Raw genomic sequence first — 20,426 nt, 5'->3', positions numbered from 1 at the left:
CGCCCAGCAGGCCCCGTCCAGCGTCAAACATGCTCATCTCCTATGACTTGCAACAAGCGGGCGCGGCGCGCCCTGGCCTGGCGCACGGTCTGCAGCAGACCGCCCTGCGGCCCGATGGCCACCGAGACGAAATGCGCCACACCGGCGGCCAAAATGATGGCGGGCGACGCCGCCACGTCCGCGTAATAAGACACCAGCAAGCCGACGTACGAGGCCAGTGCCCCCAGCATCGCCGCCAGGACCATCTGGGCGCCGACCGAACGCACCCAGAAGCGGGCAGCAGTCGCCGGCAGCATCATGATGCCGACCACCATCAGCGTGCCCAGCACCTGAAAGCCGGCCACCAGATTCAAGACCAGCAGCGCCAGAAACCCCATGTGCGCCCAGGCGCCGATCCGGCCTTCGGCGCGCAGGAACAGGGGGTCCAGGCATTCTGTGACCAGCACCCGGAACATCCCGGCCAGCGCCAGCAGCGTGATGCTGCTGACCAGCGTCACCAGCAGCAGCGCCGCCGTGCTCAACCCCAGCACGGTCCCGAACAGCACATGAATCAGGTCCAGATTGGTGCCTTTCAGGGACACCAGCAGGACACCCAGCCCCAGGGACACCAGATAAAAGGCGGCAAAGCTGGCGTCCTCGCGCAGCGGCGTCAGGCGCGAAATCAGCCCGGCCAGCAACGCCACGACCACCCCCGTGACCAGGCCTCCCACGGTCATGGCGGTCATGGACAGGCCGGCGGTCAGAAAGCCCACCGCCACGCCGGGCAAAATCGCGTGCGCCATGGCATCGCCCATCAGGCTCAGCCGCCGCAGCACCAGGAACACCCCCAGAGGGCCGGCGGCAAAGGCCAGCGCCCAGGACCCCGCCAGGGCCCGGCGCATGAATCCGAATTCAATGAAAGGCTGCGCCAGCAGATCCCATAGCGCCATCATCATGCCGGCCCCCCGGCGCACAGATGGCGCGCCAGATGCAGATTGGCCGTGCTGAGCACCCGTTCGCTGGGACCCCAGTCGACGACCTGGCCGGCCAGCAGCAGGGATTCCGGGAAGTGGCTGCGCACCATGTCCAGATCGTGCAAAACGGCGATGACGGTGCGGCCTTCCTGGTGCCACTGATGCAGCAGAACCAGCAGATCTTCGGTCGTGGCCCGATCCACTGCGGCAAAGGGTTCGTCCAGCAAAATCACCTGGGCGTCGCGCAGCATCAAGCGGGCGAACAAGGCGCGCCGCAACTGCCCGCCCGACAGCGTGTTCACCGCCTGATGGCCGCAGCCCGCCAGGCCGACCGCGCTCAGGGCCGACTCCACGGCATCCCGGCCCGCTGCGTCCAGGCCGCGCCAGGCGCCCATGCGATGCCAGGCGCCCAGGGCCACCAGATCAAAGGTGCTGATGGGAAAATCCAGGTCCAATTCTGCGGACTGCGGCAGGCAGACCAGGCTGCGCCCCAAGGCTGGGTCGATACGGATCTGACCGCGCGCCGGGCTTAAGCGCCCGGTCAGCGCCTTGATGAGCGTGGATTTTCCAGCCCCATTGGGCCCCACCACGGCGGTCAGCGTGCCGATGGCGAAAGCGCCGCAGGCATCACGCACGGCAATCCGATCGCGCCAGCCCAGCCAGACCTGCTGCAGCTCGATGGCGGGCGGCACATCAGCGCCAGCCTCGCCACGCACCCCATGCACGGAGCAAGAGGCCCCTGCCCCATGATCTACCACCATTGCAGCGCCCATCCGGTCAGCACCCAGAGCAGCAACACAGCCCAGGCCACGCGCCGCATGCGACGCCCCGCCGACAACAGCAAGGAAGATCCCCGATAACGCTCGGGGCGGGAAAACGGCAGAAATCGCGGCATGGCGGCGGTCAACAAGCAAGATTCGTTATGTTATAACATAACTATTATGAACACCAAGCCACACTCTCATTCAGACGCCGCCATCGCCCAGAAGCTGCTGACGGCGGAACGACTATGTTCGCAGCGTGGATCCCGGCTGACGCCGCTGCGGCGGCTGGTACTGGAAACCCTGCTGCGGCACACCGGCAGCCTGAAGGCTTATGAACTGCTGGATGCCTTACGGACCGCCCAACCGGGAGCGGCTCCGCCCACGGTCTATCGCGCTCTGGATTTTCTGACTGCGCAGGGCCTGATCCATCGCCTGGACGCCATCAACGCCTGGAGCGCCTGCACCGACGCGGGCGGCGAACCGCATGACCTGCTGATCGTCTGCACCCGCTGCGGCAACGTCGCCGAACTGAGCGATCCGGCGCTGAGCCAGCGCCTGGCCGACTGCGTGGCCCAGGCGGGCTTTGTGCTGGCCGGCCACGAAACCGAACTACGCGCCGTCTGCACCCGCTGTCAGTCCGCTGACAGCAGATGCGCGTAGCGCTGACGGAACTTCGCCATCTTCGGCGCAATGACTGCCCGGCAGTAGCCTTGATCGGGGTTGCGCTCGAAATATTCCTGATGCAGGGATTCCGCGGACCAGAACGTGCCGGCCTGCTCGATCCGCGTACAGATCGGGGCCTCGAAAAACGCCTGAGCCTCGTCCCGCACGGCTTGCGCCGTGCGGCGCTGGGCTTCATCCCGATAAAAAATGACTGAGGCATACTGCGGGCCGATATCGTGACCCTGGCGATCGGGCGTGGTCGGATCGTGCGTGCCGAAAAAGACTTCCAGCAAGGTGCCGCAACTGATCCGTGCCGGATCGAAATCCACCCGCACGACTTCGATGTGGCCGGTGTCCTGGCGGCAGACCTGCTCGTACGTCGGGTGATCGACATGCCCGCCGCAATACCCCGGCTGCACGTCCAGCACGCCAGGCAGCGCGCGAAAGAGCGGTTCCAGGCACCAGAAGCAGCCGCCGCCGAGAATGATCTGTTCCATCTTTTTCCTCTCGATTGAAATCGCCCTACCCGATCAGCATACGCGCTGCGCAAGCAAGCGCATCACGGCGTCGCGGGTTCATCCGGCAAAGACAGGATCCACTGCGCCAGGCGGATGGCATCGGCTTCGGACAGGCGCGTCTGGGCCGGCATGGGAATCGCCCCCCACTGACGGCTGCTGCCCTGGCGCATGGTCTGCGCCAGATACTGAGCCGCCTGAGGCTGATCCCGGAAACGCTGGGCAATGGCCCGAAACGGCGGCCCCACCCGGCGGGCGTCCACCTGATGACATCCCAGGCACTGACGCTGCTGGGCCAGCCCCAATCCAGCGGCAAGCTGATCGCCTGCCGCCCAGGCCGGACCGGCGGCCAGGATCAGCGCGCCCGCCCACAGGCCAGGGCGCGTGATCCAGGTCATGATGTAACGATATGGCATGGTGTGGCGAGCCCCCCATCAAACTGATCACGGTATTATCCTTGATTGTCTTTCTCTGCGGGTGCTGCCCATGCCCTATCCCCACATCGACCCCATCGCACTGCAAATCGGCCCGGTGGCCATCCACTGGTACGGCCTGATGTATCTGGCGGGGTTCGCCCTGGCCTGGCTGCTGGGCCGCTGGCGCATCCAGCACCACCCCAACGACCTGACGCTGCGCGACCTGGAAGACATCATTTTCTACGGCGTGCTGGGTGTGGTCCTGGGCGGACGGCTGGGCTATGCGCTGTTCTACAAGTTCGATGATTACCTGGCCGACCCGCTGGCACTGCTCAAGGTCTGGCAAGGCGGCATGTCCTTTCACGGCGGGCTGATCGGCGTGACCCTGGCCATGTTGATTTTCGCCCGCAAGCGCGGCCAGCCGCTGCTGGCAATCGGCGACTTCATCGCCCCCCTGATCCCCCTGGGCCTGGCAGCCGGGCGCTTGGGCAATTTCATCAACGGCGAGCTGTGGGGCCGCCCGACCGATCTGCCCTGGGGCATGATCTTTCCAGGCGCACAGGACGGCACCCCGCGCCACCCCTCGCAACTGTACGAAATGGGACTGGAAGGGTTCGCGCTTTTTATTCTGGTGTGGTGGTTCGCCCGCAAGCCCCGGCCCCTGGGACAGGTCAGCGCCGTGTTCCTGATGGGCTACGGCATTTTCCGGTTTCTGGTGGAATTCACCCGCGAACCGGATGATTTCCTGGGCTTGCTGGCGGGCGGGCTGTCCATGGGACAGATCCTGTCCATCCCCATGGTGCTCATTGGGCTTTGGCTGTACCTGCGGGCAACAAGACAATCGTCCCCTGAACCGACACACTGATGGTCTGGCTGCCGCCTTCGATGGGGGCAGCGACCTTGTCTGCCGCCATCGCGCTCATCATCATGCGCGGCATCGAGGCGATCGGCGTCTCGCCCGATCCGCCCAGATCAACGGAATGCAGACGATAGGCGTGGAAGCCCAGCGCCTGCGTCAGCGCCTGGGCGCGATCCTGAAAGGCCTTGACCGCCTGCTGCATCAGCTTCTGTTCTTCGGCGGCCTGGCGTTCACGCGACACGGAAAAAACCATGCCGGCAATCGGCATGCGATCCGACAGGCTGGCAGCCAACTGTGACGCCGCCTTGAAATCGCTGGATTTCAGCAGGATTTCCGCCTGCCCCCGCCATTCCGACACGCGACCGTCCCGGTCGCTCATGGGCCAGATGCGGTAGCCGCCACTGCGCACGTCGATGCCGGCGTGACCCTTGGCCTGTTTCATCACGGCATCCAGCTGCGTATTCAACTGATCCGACACCGCGGCCTGCGACGCCCCCGATACTTCGGCTGCCAGCGTGACCTGAACCGTATCCTGCTGCACGTCTGCGCTGGCCTGCGCCGACAGCGTAGCCTGGGGGCGATCCCCGCGCGCATCGGCGGCGGCATCGTGGGTATCGGCATGGGCCAGCGGCGCCAGCGCCAGCGCGGCGCCAAATGCCAGGCCGGTCAGCAAGAGGCGGGAGGAAAAGGAAGAAGACGTCATGAAGTATCCCTGCAGAAAGCGCCGGCAAAACCGGTCGATAGCCTGCAGAATACCCGCGAAGCGCGGACAAACAAAAGCCCGCCGTGTTACCACGGCGGACTATTTGTAAATGCCCCGCCTGTGCCGTCTGGCCGGCATCCCGGAACCTGAGGTTCACGGTGGTCGCCTTCAGTCAGCCTTCGGGCTATCCAATTAAAGGTAGCGCGCCTATCTGTCAATCCGGCAACCGATGCCAATTAGCATTGGTTCAAGGAATGTATGGCCATGTCTCGAACACGGCAGGGACTTAATCAACCGGTCGCCTGGAGCGCCCGGAATTTTCTTTAGCCGGCATCCTCGAGGGAATCGAGCATGCGGTTCATGTTGTCTATTTTACCTCGGAAATCACCCAGGGCGATATGACTGAGAGGACCGTCCGGCGCGCGCAGTGTCAGCAGTTCGTTGGCGATCTGGATCGCTGCCATGACGGCGATGCGTTCGTTGCTGGCGATCTTGCCGGACCCTTTGATGGCCAGCATGCGCTGATCGACCTGGCGCACAGCCGCCAGCAGGGCGTCTTTTTCATGGGGAGGGCACGCCAGCGAATAGTCGCGCCCCAGAATGGATACATCGACACGTTCCATGGATCAGGCCTCCGCGCCGGGCAAGCGTTCTAGGATGAGTTCAATTTGCTGCTGCGCGTCACCGGCCACGACGCGCAGACGATCATAGTCCGTCAGTGTCGTGTCCAGCCGCTGCTGCAGGGTGTCGGAACGCGCCTGATAATCCCGCACTTGGGATTCCAGCGCGCCATGCGCCTGCGCGGTTTCATCCCGCACGGCCTGCAGTTCCTGGTCGTGGCGCGCCACGCGTTCGGACATGCGGGCGAATTCATCGTGTTCGTGCGCCTGTTGAGACTGCAGCGCCTGACATTCCTTTTCCAGCTGCTGGATCCTGGCCTGCAGCGCGCGGCGTTCGGCTTGCAGGCCCTGAGCGAACTGTACGACCGTCTGGATACGTCGGGATAAGGCGTCGAGATCTTCGAGCATACGGTTACCCTAGGAAGAGGACTGGGAGGAATGGCCGTCCGGCAAGACCGGAGGCTGACCGGTCTGTACGGTACCCCGGTGGCCGCGCTGACGCAAATACCGGTTTTCCCGCCCGCGCCGGAACAGCAGGCCGGACAGCTCGTTGAGCGCCAGCGTGTAGACCTCGCGCTTGAATTCGATCACAGCATCCAGCGGCACCCAGTAGGCATTCCAGCGCCAGGCGTCGAATTCAGGCGTATCGGTCGCCCGCAAGGAAACATCGCTGTCCCGCCCGACCATGCGCAGCAGAAACCAGATTTGCTTCTGACCTTTGTAGTGCCCGCGCAATTCGCGGCGCACGTAATGATCGGGCACGGTATAGCGCAACCAGTCTCGCGTACGCCCCAGGATACGGACATGCTCGGCCTGCAGGCCGGTTTCCTCGTGAAGCTCTCGGTACATCGCCTGCACGGGAGTTTCGCCGTGCTTGATGCCGCCCTGCGGGAATTGCCACGCGTGTTCGCGGATGCGTTTACCCCAGAAAACCTCGTTTTTCTGGTTCACGAGAATGATGCCGACATTGGGGCGGTAGCCTTCGCGATCCAACATGGGGCCACCTCAGTTGTGAATTCAATACAATTACCATTGATTATACGTACCCAGCGGGATCCCCACCATGCACGCCAGCAAGTACCACCTGAACACCATGAAAGAAGCGCCCGCCGAGGCCGAAGTCGTCAGTCATCAGCTGATGACGCGGGCCGGCATGATTCGCAAGATCGCCGGCGGCGTCTATACCTACATGCCCCTGGGGCTGAAGGTGCTGCGCAAGATCGAAGCCATCGTCCGCGAGGAAATGAACCGCGCCAACGCCATCGAACTGCTGATGCCGGTCGTGCAGCCGGCCGAGCTCTGGCAGGAATCCGGGCGCTGGGAACAGTACGGCGCGGAACTGCTGCGCATCAAAGATCGCCATCAGCGCGATTTCGTGCTGCAGCCCACGTCGGAAGAAGTCATCACCGACATCGCCCGCAACGAAATCCATAGCTGGCGCCAACTGCCGCTGAACTTCTATCACATCCAGACGAAATTCCGCGACGAGCGCCGCCCCCGTTTCGGGCTGATGCGCGGGCGCGAATTCACCATGAAGGACGCCTATTCCTTCGATCGCGACGAAGCCGGCGCCCTGGCCAGCTACGACATTATGTACGCCGCCTACCAGCGCATCTTCACCCGTCTGGGCCTGACCTTCCGCGCCGTCGCGGCGGACACGGGGTCCATCGGCGGTTCGCGCAGCCACGAATTCCAGGTGATTGCGGACACGGGCGAAGACCTGATCGTCTACAACCCGGATTCCGACTACGCCGCCAACATCGAACTGGCCGACGCCCCGTGCCTGCTGCCCGCCCGCGAACCGGCAACCGAGGCGCTGCTGAAACAAGCCACGCCGGATGCCCCGAAATGCGAGATCGTCGCCGACCAACTGGGTCTGCCCCTGTCGCGCACGGTGAAATCCGTGGTGCTGGCCACCGACCCAGCCGATGGCCCCGCGCGCCTGTGGCTGCTGCTGATCCGTGGCGACCACGAAACCAACGAGATCAAGGTCGGCAAGCTGCCCGGCTTCCAGGACGGCTATCGCCTGGCCACAGAAACCGAGATCCAGGCCGTCTTCCATTGCGCGCCGGGTTATCTGGGCCCGGTCGGTCTGGATGCCGCCGTGACCGTCATCGCCGACCGCACCGTCGCGCACATGGGCGATTTCGTCTGCGGCGCCAACGAGGCCGGATATCACCTGACCGGGGTGAACTGGGGCCGGGATCTGCCCGAACCCGCTCTGGTGACGGACCTGCGCAACGTCGTGGCGGGCGACCCCGACCCCCAGGGCGGCGCCCTGGCCATTCAGCGCGGTATCGAGGTCGGCCATGTGTTCTTCCTGGGCGACAAATATTCCAAAGCCCTGAACGCCACCTTTCTGGCCGCCGACGGCAAACCCGCCGTGCTGCAGATGGGTTGTTACGGCATCGGCATCAGCCGGATCGCAGCCGCCGCCATCGAGCAGAATCACGATGATCGCGGCATGATCTGGCCGCGCGCCCTGGCGCCATTCGAAGTCGTGCTGTGCCCCATTGGCATCGGCAAAAGTGAAACCGTGCGCAACGCCGCGGAATCCCTGTACCAGGACCTGCTCGCCCAAGGGGTCGACGTGATTCTGGACGACCGCGATGCCCGCCCCGGCATCATGTTCGCCGACTGGGAACTGATCGGCGTGCCGCTGAGGGTCACCCTGGGCGACCGCGGTCTGAACGAAGGCGTGGTCGAAATCCAATCACGCCGGGAATCTCAGGCGAACCGGGTGGCGCCAACGGATGCCGTCGCCTACATCCTGGATGCGCTGGCGGCCCTGTAAACCCATTCCGGCACGACGGGGCCGGCCAGCGCCGGCCTCTGTCACACGGCTTAACGAAAAAATGAGCCCGACACCCCCCAACGCTTCCGACAGCCTGTCCATTCGCGTATATTACGAGGACACCGATACCGGTGGGGTCGTGTATTACGCGAACTACCTGAAATTTTTCGAGCGTGGCCGCACCGAATGGCTGCGGGCGCTCGGAGTCGATCAACGCGAACTTGCAGCTCGGGAACAGATGATGTTTGTGGTCAGACATGCGGACATTGCCTATCGGCAACCTGCCCGTCTGGACGACTGCATAGAAATCCGCACCGCCGTCTCTGATCTACGCGCGTCGATCGTGGTGTTTCAGCAGCAAGCACTGCGTGGCGGTGAACTCCTCGTCTCCGCCACGGTCCAAATCTGCACAGTGCATGCCGCGACCTTCAAACCCATCCGTCTGTCCCCCTTCCTGCGGGATCTTTTCAACAGGGCCCTTCATTAACCATGCAAGCCTCTAGCGATTTGTCGCTGCTATCCCTGATCGGCCACGCCAGCCTACCCGTGCAGATCGTCATGCTGATCCTGCTGGGCGCCTCGGTCCTGTCCTGGGCCTATATCTTCAGCAAGCGCGCTGCGCTCAGACGCGCCGACGAACAGACGCGCCGTTTCGAGGACGATTTCTGGGCGGGTGGCGACCTGACCGTCCTGCAACAGGCCATTGCCAGCCGGCGCAACGAACATGGGGCGCTGGCCCGCATCTTCGACGCCGGCATGACCGAATTCGTCAAGGCCCGCCGCTCCACCAGCCGAGGCGACAGCCTGCTGGATGCACCCCGCCGCGCCATGAAAGCCGCCTTCCAGCGTGAAATGGACAGTCTGGAATCCCATCTGAACTTCCTGGCCTCGACGGGTTCGGTCAGTCCCTATATCGGTCTGCTGGGCACCGTCTGGGGGATCATGCACGCGTTCATGGGGCTATCCACGATGCAGCAGGCCACTCTGGCCGCCGTCGCACCGGGGATTGCCGAGGCCTTGATCGCTACCGCCATCGGCCTGTTCGCCGCTATCCCCGCCGTCCTGGCCTATAACCGCTACACCAATCAGATCGACCGCCTGTCGATCCGTTTCGAAAGCTTCATGGAAGAATTCCTGAACATTCTTCAACGTCAGGTGCATTGAAATGACCTCGCTCAGCAGCCGCCGCGCGCGGCGCATGCAAAACGACATCAACGTCGTGCCCTATATCGACGTCATGCTGGTGCTGCTGGTCATCTTCATGGTGACGGCGCCCATGATCACGCCGGGCCAGATCGAATTGCCGTCCGTCGGCACCGCCTCCGAGGTCCCCGTGCAACCCCTCGAAGTCCAGATCGACGCCCAGGGAGCGCTGTCGATGCGCCTGCGCGAAGGCGGCGCTTCGTTCCGTCCGGTGGACAGCGCCAACCTGCTGGCCGAAGTCCGTGCCGCTGCGACGCCCGACACCCCGGTGGTGATTTCAGCGGATGGCAAGGTGCCTTACGAATCCGTCATGAAGGTCATGGACCAGCTACGTAACGGCGGCATCTCCAAACTTGGCCTTCTCGTCAATCAGAACGCTCCGGGTGGCCGGCAATGAGTCTTTCCCACGCAGGATTTCCGTCTCATGGCCTGGTTTGATCGTTCGACCGACCCCGAGGGGCAGCCCGATGGGCGCGATGATCGCCGCGGCCTGATCCTGTCCCTGGCGGCCCATGGCCTGCTGGTGCTGTTGATGGTGGTGGGTTTCTCCTCTGCGCCGGACAATCCCGGTCCGGTCCAGGTTGAACTGTGGGCCAAAGGCACCGTGGCGGAAGCCGCCCCCCCGCAAGAACAAGAAGAACAAACCCCGCCCCCGGTCGAAGAACCCCCGACGCCGGAACCCCCGACACCAGACGACAACGCCCAAAAAGCAGCCGAAGCCCAGGCCGAAGCGGTTCGCCAGGCGGCTGCTCAACAGGCGCAACTGGCCGAGGCCCAAGCACGCGCCGAGGCAGCTGCCAAAGCTCAGGCCGATGCGGAAATTGCGCTCGCCAAGGAACGCAAGGCCCGCGAAGAAGCCGAACGGCTGGCCCAAGAGCAAGCCGCCAAGGCCAAAGCCGAGCAAGAAGCCGCCGCCAAAGCAGCCAAAGAAAAGGCAGCCAAGGAAGCCGCCGACAAGGCAGCCAAGGAAAAAGCCGCCCAGGAAGCCGCCGACAAGGCTGCCGCCGAACAGGCAGCAGCGGAAAAGGCCGCTGCAGACAAAGCAGCAAAAGACAAGGCGGCCAAAGAAAAGGCCGCCCAGGAAAAGGCGGCGGCTGAAAAAGCTGCCGCTGAACAAGCCGCCAAAGACAAGGCAGCCAAGGCCGCGGCGGATAAAGCCGCCGCGGATAAAGCCGCCAAGGAAAAAGCTGCCAAAGAAGCCGCCGCCAAGCGCGAGGCCCTGAAAGCCGCCATGCGGGGCGACGTCTCCGAGGCTGCCGGCATTCCCAGCGGCAACGCCGACCGCAATCAACGCGGCGGTGGCGGCAACGACGGCTACGCCGCCCAGGTCCGGGCCTGTGTGCAGCCCGGTGTCATCTATAACGTCCCGCCGCGCAGCGGTTCGGGCAACCCGACGGCCAGCTTCCGCACACGCTTGTCGTCAAACGGGGCTGTGCAGGACGTCAATCTGACGAGCACATCGGGCGACCCGCGCTTTGACGCGGCCGTCCGCAAGGGCATCCTGGCCTGCTCCCCCTTCCCCAAACCGCCAAGCGGCCGGTATCCATCGTATATTGACGTGGATTACCGCATGTACGACTAAGGAGATCGTTACCATGACCGTATTTACAGCCTCCAGCTTCATCGGGCGCCTGTGGCGGCGCACGACGACAGCAGGCCTGGGTCTGGCGCTGGCCGTCGTAGCGGCCACCAGCGCACAGGCTCAGCTGCGCGTCGATATTTCCGGCGTCGGCGCGACCCAGTACCCGATCGCCATCGCCGATTTCTCGGGCGAGGCCAGCAGCACGTCGGTCCCCGAGGTCATTCGCGCCGACCTGACCCGTTCCGGACAGTTCCGCCTGATCAATGCCGTCGGCGCCAACCTGACGGCGCAAAGCCCCATTGATTACGGCACCTGGCAGTCTCGCGGCGCCGACTACCTGGCCTACGGCACCGTGGCGCAAAATGGCGGCCAGTACACTGTCAGCTACCGGCTGGTGGACAATGTGCGCAAATCCGAACTGGATTCCGCCGTGTTCAGCGGCGGCGAAGCCGAAATGCGCCGGATTTCCCACCGGATTGCCGATCGCATCTACGAAAAGATCACCGGTGTGCGCGGCGTTTTCTCCACCCGGATCGCTTATGTGTTGCAAACCAGCAACGGCTATGAGTTACAAATTGCTGACGCCGACGGACAAAATCCGCAGGTCATGTTGCGCTCGAAACAGTCGATCATCTCGCCGACCTGGTCGCCAGATGGCAGCAAACTGGCTTACGTCAGCTTCGAATCGGGCAAGTCCGTGATCTACGTGCAGACGCTGGCGAACGCCCAGCGCCAGCCGGTGTCCAACTACAAGGGCAATAACAGCGCCCCGGCCTGGTCCCCGGACGGCAGTCATATGGCGATTGTGCTGTCTATGGACGGCATTTCGCAGATATACACCATCAACGCGGATGGATCGAATCTGCGCCGTGTGATGCGCTCTCCTCTGATCGATACCGAGCCCTACTACACCCCCGACGGTCAGTCCCTGGTCTTTACCAGCGACCGTGGCGGCAGCCCGCAAATCTACAAAGTCCCGGTCGCCGGTGGCGATGCTCAACGACTGACCTTCTCGGGCGGTTACAATATTTCACCTAGGGTATCGCCGGATGGACAACAACTGGTGTACGTTACTCGTAGAAACGGTGCTTTCAGAATTGCAAGCTTGGCCTTGAGTTCGGGCTCCGAACAGCTCCTGACGGACGGTCCCGACGATCAGTCCCCCAGCTACGCCCCGAATGGCATGCAAGTGCTCTACAGTTCCATCCAGAACGGGCGCAGTGTGCTGGCGGTGACTTCAGTCGACGGGCGAGTCCGTCAAACGCTGTCGGTGCTCAATGGCAAGGTCCGCGAGCCGGCCTGGGGCCCTTTCACGAACTGATTTTTTCGTGTGACTCTTTCTTCTTAAAGGACATTAAATGAGCTCGCGCATCACCAGGACTCTGACTATAGCCGCCTTGGCCGCCTCCTTGGCCGCTTGCAGCTCCGTGCCGTTGGACCAAAACGGCGCGAATGGCGCCGGCTCGGATTCGGCGTCCGCTGGGCAAATCATGGATCCCTTCAATCCTCAAAGCCCGCTCGCGCAGCAACGCTCGGTCTATTTCGACTTCGACAGCTATACGGTTCCTGAACAGTATCGCAGCGTCGTCGAAATGCACGCCAACTACCTGACCAGCCATCAGGCCCAGAAAGTCCGTGTCGAAGGCAATACCGACGCACGCGGCAGCACCGAATATAATCTGGCTCTGGGCCAGCGCCGTTCGGATGCCGTGGCACGCATGATGAAGCTGCTGGGTGTGAACGCCAACCAGATCGAAGCCATCAGCTACGGTAAAGAGCGTCCCAAGGCCCAGGGCAACACCGAAGCCGATTTCGCTGAAAACCGCCGCGCCGACATCAACTATCAGCACTGATCGTCGTCTGGCCATCACAGCGCCGTAGCGGCTGACGCTACGGCGTTTTCATTTGCGCCGCAGACACTCTGGACGGAAGGAACCAATCCATGCATGCACCGACTCATCGTCTGAATTCCCTGTCAGCCGCCGCGCTGCTCGCTCTGATGCTGGCCGCGCCTGCGGCCCATGCATTTTCCGATGACGAAGCCCGCCGCGCCATCCTGGAACTGCGCACACAGATCCAGCAGATGAAGGACCAGAACCAGCAAGCCAGGCTGCAACTGGCGGATCAGATGGACATGCTGCACCAGGAAATCGCCACGTTGCGCGGGCGCGTGGAAGAACTGAATCAGGCCGGTCGCAATACTGCGGCCGCCGGGCAGCAGCCCAGCAATGCGCCGCAGGCCGCGCAAACCGGCGATCCGCAGCAGCAAGCCGCCTACCAGGCCGCCGCCGACCAATATCGCAACGGTCGCTACAAGGAAGCCGCCAGCAGCTTCGCCACCTTCGTCCAGGCCTACCCGGACAGCCCTCAGATCACTGATGCGCAGTTCTACCTGGGCAGCAGCCAGTATGCCTCCAAGGACTTCAAGTCCTCCATCCAGACCATGCAGGCGCTGGTGAAAGCCCACCCTGATGATGCTCGCGCCCCGGACGCGCTACTGGTCGTGGCCGCCAACCAGATCGAACTGAATGATCTGAAAAGCGCCAAAGCCAGCCTGCAGCGCATCACCAAGGACTATCCCCAAAGCTCCGCAGCGGAAACCGCTAAAAGCCGCTTGAAACTGCTGTGACGTCATCCACCCCCGACTACCCGCATCACCTGCTGCCTCTGCCGGACGGCACGCTGCATTATCTTCAGGCGGGGGATGGTAGCGACACTGTCCTGCTGATCCACGGTTCGCTATGCGACTACCGGTACTGGCGCTGGCAGATGCCGGCGCTGGCGGAACATGCCCGTGTGCTGGCGCCCAGCCTGCGGGGCTGTTGGCCGGCCAACAGCCCGCATCCGCAGGATGGCTATCGGATCGACGCACATGCTCGCGACCTGGTGCAGATGGCCCGGGCGCTGGATATTCAAGGCCTGCACGTCATCGGCCATTCGCGCGGCGCCCAGGTCGCCCTGGCATTCGCCACCCAGGCGCCTGAACTTTGCCGGTCGCTGACCTTGGCCGATCCCGGCTTCCGCTTCGACGACGAGACAGAAACCCCGCCGTTTTATACGCAGGCCGTCCAGCAAATCCAGGCCGGCGATATCGATGCCGCCCTGGAAGGATTCATCGACACGGTCAACGGCGCCAATACCTGGCGCAAAATGGTGGGCTGGTTCAAGGACATGGCCCGCGACAATGCTCCCACGCTGCTCTCGCAGATCCTGGAGGCCAACACGCCGGTCATGCTGCGCGACGCCGCCGCCCTGGGCTGCCCGCTGCTGCTGGTGGGCGGGGCCAACAGCCCCGCCAAATACGGCACGCGTCAAGACCGACTGCAGCAGTTGCACCCCCAGGCTCGCCGGATACGGATCGCCCTGGCGGCCCACGGCATGAACCTGGCCAATCCCAGGGCATTCAACCGGGCTGTTCTGGATTTCATGGACTCTGTCCGTACCACGGTAGCGCGCTGACCCTGGCGGACTCGGACAGGCCTGCGCCCAAGCGCAGGCCTTTGCCTGACAATCTGACCGAACTGGCGCAGCGGAAATCAGTGCTTCATCTGATGGCCGCCAGCCTTGCCCGGCAAGGTATTGGCCGGTTTGAGCTCGCACTGCGCCGTCACGCGCTGCCCATTATCCAGCGCAAAGTCCACCTGCACGTGATCGCCGACCTTCAGGCCATCGCGGGCCTGCTCCAGCATCATGTGATAGCTGCCCGGCTTGAATTCCAGCTGCCCCGCCGCCGGCAGTGCGACCTGATGCACCATGGACATCTTGCTCATGCCGTTTTCTTCTGTGGTCTGATGCAGCATGACATGCCCATAATCCGGCGAATGGGCGCCCGTCAGTTTCACCTGATCGCCCGTATTCTGAAACACCAGGAAGCCGCCCGAAGGCGCCGGGGCGGGCAATTGGCGTATCCAGCAAGCCGATGCCTTCACTGTTGTCGACAGCGGCGCGTCGGCAGCGGGCGCCGCCCCATGATCAGCCGCCCAGGCCGACGTCGCCAGCAACAAACCCGCCGACAGGCCACCTACGATCTTTCCGATATGATTCATCGTCTTACCACCTTTCAAGCCAGCACAAGCGGACCCCCATGGCCCTGCGCGATCACTGGTCCAGCCAGTGTACTATGGGCTTTTCCACGACCTTTTGAGCCATGTCCAATCATGCTGATTTAGCGGATGCGCCCGCTGCGCACATCACACCCGATGGCTTCAGGGACCTGCTGACGCGCCTGCATCCATTCGCAGCGGCGCTAGGCATCGAAGTGCAGGACATCTCATACGGGCAAGCCACATTACGCCTGCCCCCGAACCCGGCCAACCAGCGCCTGGGGGGCATCGTGGCCGGCCCGATGCTGATGGGCCTGGCGGACCTGGCGCTGTATGCCGCCGTGGTCAGCGCGACCGGGGTGCCGGAAGCCGTCACCGCCAGCCTGACCATCAATTTTCTACGCGGCGCCCCCGTCGGCGGCATCATTGCCAACGCGCGGATACTGAAAACCGGTCGTATGACGGCCGGTGAAGTCCTGCTGCTGCCCGAAGCGGGCGGGGAACCCGTCGCCCAGGTCATCAGCACCTGGTCGGTTCCCCGCAAGAAACCTTAATCCTTCCGCCGCCAGGCCGCCCCAGGGCCGCGTGGCGTGGGGGCCTAGTTTTTCGTGAGTTTGCCCACGACGCCTTCGACGTAGTAGTCCATGGCGTTCAGGCCGGCGTCGTCCAGCGCGCCTTCGGCCAGCACGACCTTGCCTTCGTTGCTCTTGATCGGAGCGGCAAAGACGTTCAAGGAGCCATCGGCAATGGCGGCTTCCTTGGCCTTGACGTCGGCCTTCAGCGCGTCATCCACGGCGGGACCGAAGCCTTCGACCGCAACCATGTCTTCCTTGAATCCGCCCCAGACCTGATCCGACTTCCAGGTGCCGTCCAGCATGGCCTTGGCTTCACGGGTGAAGTATGGCCCCCAATGGTGGGTGACGGCGGCCAGCTGCGCCTTGGGACCGAACTTCAGCATGTCGGAATGGTAAGCGATCGCCCATTTGCCGCGTTCTTCGGCGGCCTGCACGGTGGCGGTGGAGTCGGTGTGGTGCGTGACGATATCCGCCCCCTGATCCAGCAGCGCCAGCGCCGCATCACGTTCCTTGCCCGGATCAAACCAGCTGTTGACCATGATGACGCGCACCGTGGCATCGGGTTTCACACTGCGCAGACCCAGGGTGAACGCATTGATGCCCTGCAGGACTTCGGGAATCGGATAGGCGCCGACATAGCCGACGACCCCGGTTTCCGTCTTGTGTCCGGCCAGCACACCCGCCACATAACGCGCCTGGTAGAAGCGCGCATTGGTCGTGGCGACGTTCGGCGCGGTCTTGTAGCCGGTGGAGTGCACGAACTTCACGTCGGGGAATTGCTTGGCGACCTTGATGGTCGGGTTCATGAAGCCAAAGGACGTGGTGAAGATCAGTTTGTTGCCCTGCTGAGCCAGGTCGCGGATGACGCGTTCGGCATCAGCGCCTTCGGGCACGTCTTCGACGTACTGGGTCTTGATCTTGTCACCCAGTTGCTGCTCCATGTATTTGCGGCCCAGATCCTGCTGCCAGGTCCAGCCGGCCTCACCGATGGGGCTGACATAGACGAAACCGATTTTCAGGGGCTCTTGAGCCATGGCGGGGCCGGCGGCGGCCCACAGGCAGGCGGCGGCCGTCACGGCCCCCAAGGTGTGGCGAATAAGACGGGTTTTCATGATGGATGATCTCCGTAAGAGTCAAAGTTCCAGGGGTCTGAGGCAGCATCAGCTGTTGGGGTTGAACCTGCGCCCCAAGGACGCAGGCATATTGATGCGTATCCAGTCTACGTTGCGTGAAATCAGGACCAGCACCAGGATCGTGGCCAGATACGGCAGCATGGACAAGAGCTGCGAAGCGATCGGCACGCCCAGGGCCTGCAGGTGAAAGGTCAGGATGGTGATGCCGCCAAACAGATACGCCCCGACCAGTACGCGCAAGGGCCGCCAGGTGGCGAACGGCGTCAAGGCCAGGGCGATCCAGCCCCGGCCCGCCACCATGTCTTCCACCCACATCGGCGTATAGACCAGGGACATGAAAGCGCCCGCCAGACCGCAGCAGGCCCCGCCAAACAGCAGCGCTGCCAGACGGATACGGCGCACCGGATACCCCAGGGCGTGCGCGGATTCAGGCGATTCGCCCACTGCCCGCAAGACCAGGCCGGTACGCGTCCGGTACAGAAAAAATCCAAGCAGCACCGACAGGGCCAGCGCCCCGTAGACCATCGGGTGGTGCTGAAACAGGGCCGTTCCGACGAACGGGATGTCTCCCAGCAGCGGGATGGACCAGGTCGAGGCCTGGATCGTCGCCCCGACATAGGGCAGACCGATCGAGGCGGACAGACCGACGCCAAACAAGGACAAGGCCAGGCCACAGGCAATCTGATTCGCCCCCATCCAGACCACCAGCCAGGCAAATAACCCCGCCATCAAGGCGCCGGCCAGCGCCCCGCCGACAAACCCCAGGGACGTGCTGCCGGTCTGCACCGCAATGGCAAAGCCCAACGCCGCGGCGACCAGCATCATGCCTTCGGAACCCAGGTTGATGACGCCTGATTTTTCGTTGATCAATAGCCCCAGCGCCGCCAGCATCAAGGGAGTGCCGGCGTTCATGGAGGCCGCAATAAGGGGAGCCAAGGCGTCCATGGTCAGCGTCTCCAGCGCAATCGTTGATGGATCAGGGTATCGCAAGCCAATAGGGAAAACAGCAGAATGCCCTGGAATATCCCGGTGATGGCATTCGGCATGCCCAAGCGCGTCTGGGACAATTCGCCGCCGATGTAAAACAGCGCCATGATGAAGCTGGCGAACACCACCCCGATCGGGTGCAAGCGCCCGACAAAGGCCACGATGATGGCCGCAAAGCCGTAGCCGGGGGATACGGACGGCGTCACCTGGCCGATGGGCCCCATGATTTCACAGGCGCCCGCGACACCGGCCAGCGCACCTGAACCCAGCATGCAACCCCACAGCGCCCGCCGCGAAGAAAACCCGGCATAACGAGCGGCCAAGGGCGCCAGGCCGCCCACCGTCAAGCGATAGCCGGCAAACAAACGGGACAGCAGCAGCCAGGCGAACAAGGCGGCCATCAGCGCCAGCACGAATCCCAAATGCAGGCGCGTGCCTGCCAGGACCGGCAGCAGAAAACTATCGTCGAACAGGCGCGACTGGGGAAAGCCGAACCCATCGGGGTCGCGCATCACGCCATGCACCAGATAGCTGAGCAGCAACTGCGCGACATAGACCAGCATCAGAGACACCAGAATTTCATTGGCGTTATAGCGGTCCCGCAACCAGGCCACCAGAGCCGCCCAGCACGCACCACCCAGCGCCCCGGCGACCAGCGCCAGCGTGATCATCAGCGGGCCGCCGCCCCCGCCCGTCCCATCGTCGAACTGCAGGATGAAGGCGCCGGCAGTGATGGCGCCAACCACCAATTGCCCTTCGGCGCCGATATTGAAGATATTGGATCGAAAGCACAGCGCCAGCCCCACCGCGCACAAGAGCAGCGGCGCGACCTTGACCCCGACTTCCGCCCAGCCTCGCAGGCTGCTGATGGGTTCGATGAAAAAGATCGCCAGCCCCTGCAGGGGGGATTTGCCGACCGCCAGGAACATGAACACCCCGCACAGGGCGGTCAGCGCCAGAGCCAGCAAAGGCGACAGCCACGCCATGCGGCGCGAGGGTTGGGCGCGGGGGACGAGTTCAAGCATGAACGGTCTCCTCGGGGACGACATCAGAGGCCCCTGGCCACAGGCCGCTCATCCATTGGCCGATCTGTTCGCGGTCAGCCTGCTCACGGGCAATGGGCGGGGAAATACGGCCTTTGGCCATGACGATCAGCCGATCGGACAGTTCCAGCAATTCGTCGAGCTCCTCGGAAATCAGCAAGATGGCGCAGCCCGCGTCGCGCAAGGCCAACAGCTCGCTGCGAATCTGCGCCGCCGCGCCCACGTCCACCCCCCAGGTCGGCTGAGCGATGATCAACAACCGGGGCTGACGCACGACCTCGCGGCCCACGATGAATTTCTGCAGATTGCCGCCCGACAGGCTGCTGGCCAGCGCCTGCGGCCCAGCCGCCTTGACCTGGAAACGGTCGATGATGCCGACGGTGATGCGCTGCACGGCACCCGACAGGATCCAGCCATGCCGCACGGTCTGTTCCCCCTGATGCGACAACAGCAGATTGCGGGCCAGAGATAATTCCGGCACCGCGCCGCGCCCCAGACGTTCTTCGGGCACGAACGCCAGGCCGCGCGCGCGCCGCCAGGCTGCCGACTGCTGGCCGATGGGCGCCCCGTCCAGTAGGATCGAGTCCGGCGCAACCCTCAGGTCTTCACCCGACAACACCCCCAGAAGCTCCTGCTGCCCATTGCCGGACACCCCTGCCACCCCCAGGATTTCCCCGGCATGCAGATCGAAGCCGATCCGGGACAAAGGCGTGGCAAAGGGGTGGGCAGCCGGCAGGTCCAGGCCTCGGGCCTGCAGCAGCACCGGTCCGGCGGGGCGCGCCTGACGCTGCTGCACCGGCAGATCGGCGCCAATCATCAAACGCGACAGACTGGCTGCGGTTTCCTGACGGGGGTCGCAGACCCCCGTCACCCGCCCTGCCCGCATGACGGTGCAGCGATGGCACAGGTTGCGGATCTCATCGAGCTTGTGGCTGATGTACAGAATGCTGCAGCCTTCGGCTGCCAGCCGGCGCAATACATCAAAGAGCCGCAGCACCGCCTGCGGGGTCAGCACTGAAGTAGGTTCGTCCAGAATCAGCAAACGCGGCTTGCCCAGCAGGGCGCGCACGATCTCGACGCGCTGGCGTTCACCCACGGACAAGGTGTGCACATGCCGGTTGGGCTGGACATCCAGGCCGTATTGTTCCGCGGTCCGGGCGATACGGCCGGCCAGTTCCCGCAGGTCGGTATCGGACGGCAAACCCAGCGCGATGTTTTCCGCCACCGTCAGGGTATCGAACAGGGAAAAATGCTGGAACACCATGCCCAGCCCCAGCGCTCTGGCCGCCGCCGGGTGGGCGATCTGGACGGGCTGCCCGTCCCATTCGACCGTGCCGGCATCGGGCCGGACCACCCCGTAGATGATTTTCATCAGAGTGGATTTTCCCGCCCCGTTTTCACCCAGCACAGCATGGATTTCGCCAGGCTCGACCGTCAAATCCACCGCGTCGTTGGCGCGGACGGCGGGATAAGTTTTAGTGATGGAGCGTAAGGCCAGTCGCGGCGGCATGCAGGCGTCCTGTTCGAATCGTTCGTGAAACAGCCGGATTCGAAAAATTCTACTCAGGAAGCA

26 protein-coding genes and 1 other RNA gene are annotated in these 20,426 nt (G+C 63.7%); 12 read left to right on the top strand and 15 right to left on the bottom strand.

The window, feature by feature from the left end:
- Positions 1-23: 23 nt before the first annotated feature.
- Genes WBF69_RS12225 through WBF69_RS12215 form a run of 3 tightly spaced genes read right to left on the bottom strand, consistent with a single transcriptional unit; the run spans position 24 to position 1,848 of the window.
- Positions 24-929 (bottom strand): metal ABC transporter permease, encoded by a 906-nt coding sequence (locus tag WBF69_RS12225; protein ID WP_424264498.1) that lies wholly within the window; start codon positions 927-929, stop codon positions 24-26.
- Positions 930-931: 2 nt separating this feature from the next.
- Complete coding sequence (locus WBF69_RS12220; protein WP_424264422.1) at positions 932-1,714, bottom strand: metal ABC transporter ATP-binding protein; 783 nt, start codon at positions 1,712-1,714, stop codon at positions 932-934.
- Positions 1,705-1,848 carry a hypothetical protein gene (locus tag WBF69_RS12215; protein WP_424264421.1) on the bottom strand — a complete coding sequence of 48 codons (144 nt, stop codon included), beginning with the start codon at positions 1,846-1,848 and terminating at the stop codon, positions 1,705-1,707. Before WBF69_RS12215 ends, WBF69_RS12220 begins: the two co-directional genes overlap by 10 nt.
- A gap of 46 nt (positions 1,849-1,894) precedes the next feature.
- On the opposite strand from WBF69_RS12215, the gene WBF69_RS12210 reads away from it, so the two are divergent.
- Complete coding sequence (locus WBF69_RS12210; RefSeq protein WP_424264420.1) at positions 1,895-2,377, top strand: Fur family transcriptional regulator; 483 nt, start codon at positions 1,895-1,897, stop codon at positions 2,375-2,377.
- Here WBF69_RS12210 and msrA read toward each other — a convergent pair.
- Positions 2,350-2,877, bottom strand: coding sequence for a peptide-methionine (S)-S-oxide reductase MsrA (gene msrA, locus WBF69_RS12205; RefSeq protein WP_424264419.1), 528 nt, complete (start codon positions 2,875-2,877; stop codon positions 2,350-2,352). The two genes, WBF69_RS12210 and msrA, sit on opposite strands and share 28 nt — an antisense overlap.
- Before the next feature lie 62 nt (positions 2,878-2,939).
- Positions 2,940-3,311 (bottom strand): c-type cytochrome, encoded by a 372-nt coding sequence (locus WBF69_RS12200; RefSeq protein ID WP_424264418.1) that lies wholly within the window; start codon positions 3,309-3,311, stop codon positions 2,940-2,942.
- Positions 3,312-3,381: 70 nt separating this feature from the next.
- Between WBF69_RS12200 and lgt the strand changes: the two genes are divergently transcribed.
- Positions 3,382-4,176, top strand: coding sequence for a prolipoprotein diacylglyceryl transferase (lgt, locus tag WBF69_RS12195; RefSeq protein WP_424264417.1), 795 nt, complete (start codon positions 3,382-3,384; stop codon positions 4,174-4,176).
- Here the strand turns inward: lgt and WBF69_RS12190 are convergent.
- The 5 genes from WBF69_RS12190 to WBF69_RS12170 form a co-directional block, all read right to left on the bottom strand.
- Positions 4,115-4,873, bottom strand: coding sequence for an SIMPL domain-containing protein (locus tag WBF69_RS12190; protein ID WP_424264416.1), 759 nt, complete (start codon positions 4,871-4,873; stop codon positions 4,115-4,117). The genes lgt and WBF69_RS12190 overlap by 62 nt on opposite strands.
- A 107-nt stretch (positions 4,874-4,980) precedes the next feature.
- Positions 4,981-5,161: non-coding RNA, 6S RNA (ssrS, locus tag WBF69_RS12185), on the bottom strand.
- 35 nt (positions 5,162-5,196) lie between these two features.
- A complete protein-coding gene (locus WBF69_RS12180) occupies positions 5,197-5,496 on the bottom strand; it encodes a cell division protein ZapA (protein ID WP_424264415.1) in 300 nt (99 codons plus the stop codon).
- A gap of 3 nt (positions 5,497-5,499) precedes the next feature.
- Complete coding sequence (locus WBF69_RS12175; RefSeq protein ID WP_424264414.1) at positions 5,500-5,901, bottom strand: hypothetical protein; 402 nt, start codon at positions 5,899-5,901, stop codon at positions 5,500-5,502.
- 9 nt (positions 5,902-5,910) lie between these two features.
- Positions 5,911-6,489: an RNA pyrophosphohydrolase gene (locus tag WBF69_RS12170; RefSeq protein ID WP_424264413.1), complete on the bottom strand. Its 579-nt coding sequence runs from the start codon at positions 6,487-6,489 to the stop codon at positions 5,911-5,913.
- A 67-nt stretch (positions 6,490-6,556) separates the two neighbouring features.
- Here WBF69_RS12170 and WBF69_RS12165 point away from each other — a divergent pair, with 67 nt between their 5' ends.
- From WBF69_RS12165 to WBF69_RS12125, 9 genes are all read left to right on the top strand, one after another.
- A complete protein-coding gene (locus tag WBF69_RS12165; protein ID WP_424264412.1) occupies positions 6,557-8,287 on the top strand; it encodes a proline--tRNA ligase in 1,731 nt (576 codons plus the stop codon).
- Positions 8,288-8,348: 61 nt separating this feature from the next.
- Entirely contained in the window at positions 8,349-8,774 is a 426-nt protein-coding gene (gene ybgC, locus WBF69_RS12160; RefSeq protein ID WP_424264411.1) for a tol-pal system-associated acyl-CoA thioesterase, read from the top strand.
- Positions 8,775-8,776: 2 nt separating this feature from the next.
- Positions 8,777-9,451 (top strand): protein TolQ, encoded by a 675-nt coding sequence (gene tolQ, locus WBF69_RS12155; RefSeq protein ID WP_424264410.1) that lies wholly within the window; start codon positions 8,777-8,779, stop codon positions 9,449-9,451.
- Position 9,452: 1 nt separating this feature from the next.
- Positions 9,453-9,887, top strand: a complete 435-nt coding sequence (locus tag WBF69_RS12150; RefSeq protein WP_424264409.1) for an ExbD/TolR family protein — start codon at positions 9,453-9,455, stop codon at positions 9,885-9,887.
- Between the two features lie 27 nt (positions 9,888-9,914).
- Positions 9,915-11,072: a cell envelope integrity protein TolA gene (tolA, locus tag WBF69_RS12145; RefSeq protein WP_424264408.1), complete on the top strand. Its 1,158-nt coding sequence runs from the start codon at positions 9,915-9,917 to the stop codon at positions 11,070-11,072.
- 13 nt (positions 11,073-11,085) lie between these two features.
- A complete protein-coding gene (gene tolB, locus WBF69_RS12140) occupies positions 11,086-12,393 on the top strand; it encodes a Tol-Pal system beta propeller repeat protein TolB (RefSeq protein ID WP_424264407.1) in 1,308 nt (435 codons plus the stop codon).
- Positions 12,394-12,430: 37 nt separating this feature from the next.
- Positions 12,431-12,925, top strand: coding sequence for a peptidoglycan-associated lipoprotein Pal (pal, locus tag WBF69_RS12135; RefSeq protein WP_424264406.1), 495 nt, complete (start codon positions 12,431-12,433; stop codon positions 12,923-12,925).
- Between the two features lie 89 nt (positions 12,926-13,014).
- On the top strand, positions 13,015-13,701 hold the full coding sequence (gene ybgF / locus WBF69_RS12130; protein ID WP_424264405.1) for a tol-pal system protein YbgF: 687 nt from the start codon (positions 13,015-13,017) through the stop codon (positions 13,699-13,701).
- Positions 13,698-14,531: an alpha/beta fold hydrolase gene (locus tag WBF69_RS12125; RefSeq protein WP_424264404.1), complete on the top strand. Its 834-nt coding sequence runs from the start codon at positions 13,698-13,700 to the stop codon at positions 14,529-14,531. The genes ybgF and WBF69_RS12125 overlap by 4 nt, the downstream gene beginning before the upstream one ends.
- Positions 14,532-14,608: 77 nt before the next feature.
- On the opposite strand, the gene WBF69_RS12120 is transcribed toward WBF69_RS12125, so the two are convergent.
- The gene (locus WBF69_RS12120; RefSeq protein ID WP_424264403.1) at positions 14,609-15,118 is read right to left on the bottom strand and encodes a copper chaperone PCu(A)C; all 510 of its coding nucleotides are present in this window, start codon (positions 15,116-15,118) and stop codon (positions 14,609-14,611) included.
- 101 nt (positions 15,119-15,219) lie between these two features.
- On the opposite strand from WBF69_RS12120, the gene WBF69_RS12115 reads away from it, so the two are divergent.
- A complete protein-coding gene (locus tag WBF69_RS12115) occupies positions 15,220-15,669 on the top strand; it encodes a PaaI family thioesterase (RefSeq protein WP_424264402.1) in 450 nt (149 codons plus the stop codon).
- Positions 15,670-15,713: 44 nt separating this feature from the next.
- Here the strand turns inward: WBF69_RS12115 and WBF69_RS12110 are convergent, their stop codons facing one another.
- The 4 genes from WBF69_RS12110 to WBF69_RS12095 are packed head-to-tail and all read right to left on the bottom strand — an operon-like array spanning position 15,714 to position 20,363.
- Entirely contained in the window at positions 15,714-16,802 is a 1,089-nt protein-coding gene (locus WBF69_RS12110; protein WP_424264401.1) for a BMP family ABC transporter substrate-binding protein, read from the bottom strand.
- Positions 16,803-16,850: 48 nt separating this feature from the next.
- Positions 16,851-17,768 carry an ABC transporter permease gene (locus WBF69_RS12105; RefSeq protein ID WP_424264400.1) on the bottom strand — a complete coding sequence of 306 codons (918 nt, stop codon included), beginning with the start codon at positions 17,766-17,768 and terminating at the stop codon, positions 16,851-16,853.
- Between the two features lie 2 nt (positions 17,769-17,770).
- Complete coding sequence (locus WBF69_RS12100) at positions 17,771-18,835, bottom strand: ABC transporter permease (RefSeq protein ID WP_424264399.1); 1,065 nt, start codon at positions 18,833-18,835, stop codon at positions 17,771-17,773.
- Positions 18,828-20,363 (bottom strand): ABC transporter ATP-binding protein, encoded by a 1,536-nt coding sequence (locus tag WBF69_RS12095; protein ID WP_424264398.1) that lies wholly within the window; start codon positions 20,361-20,363, stop codon positions 18,828-18,830. The genes WBF69_RS12100 and WBF69_RS12095 overlap by 8 nt, the downstream gene beginning before the upstream one ends.
- Positions 20,364-20,426 lie beyond the last annotated feature (63 nt).

Source organism: Castellaniella sp., assembly GCF_049673105.1.
GTDB lineage: Bacteria > Pseudomonadota > Gammaproteobacteria > Burkholderiales > Burkholderiaceae_B > Castellaniella.
The sequence above is the reverse complement of the archived record's forward strand: the minus strand, read 5'-3'. Positions and strand labels throughout refer to the sequence as shown.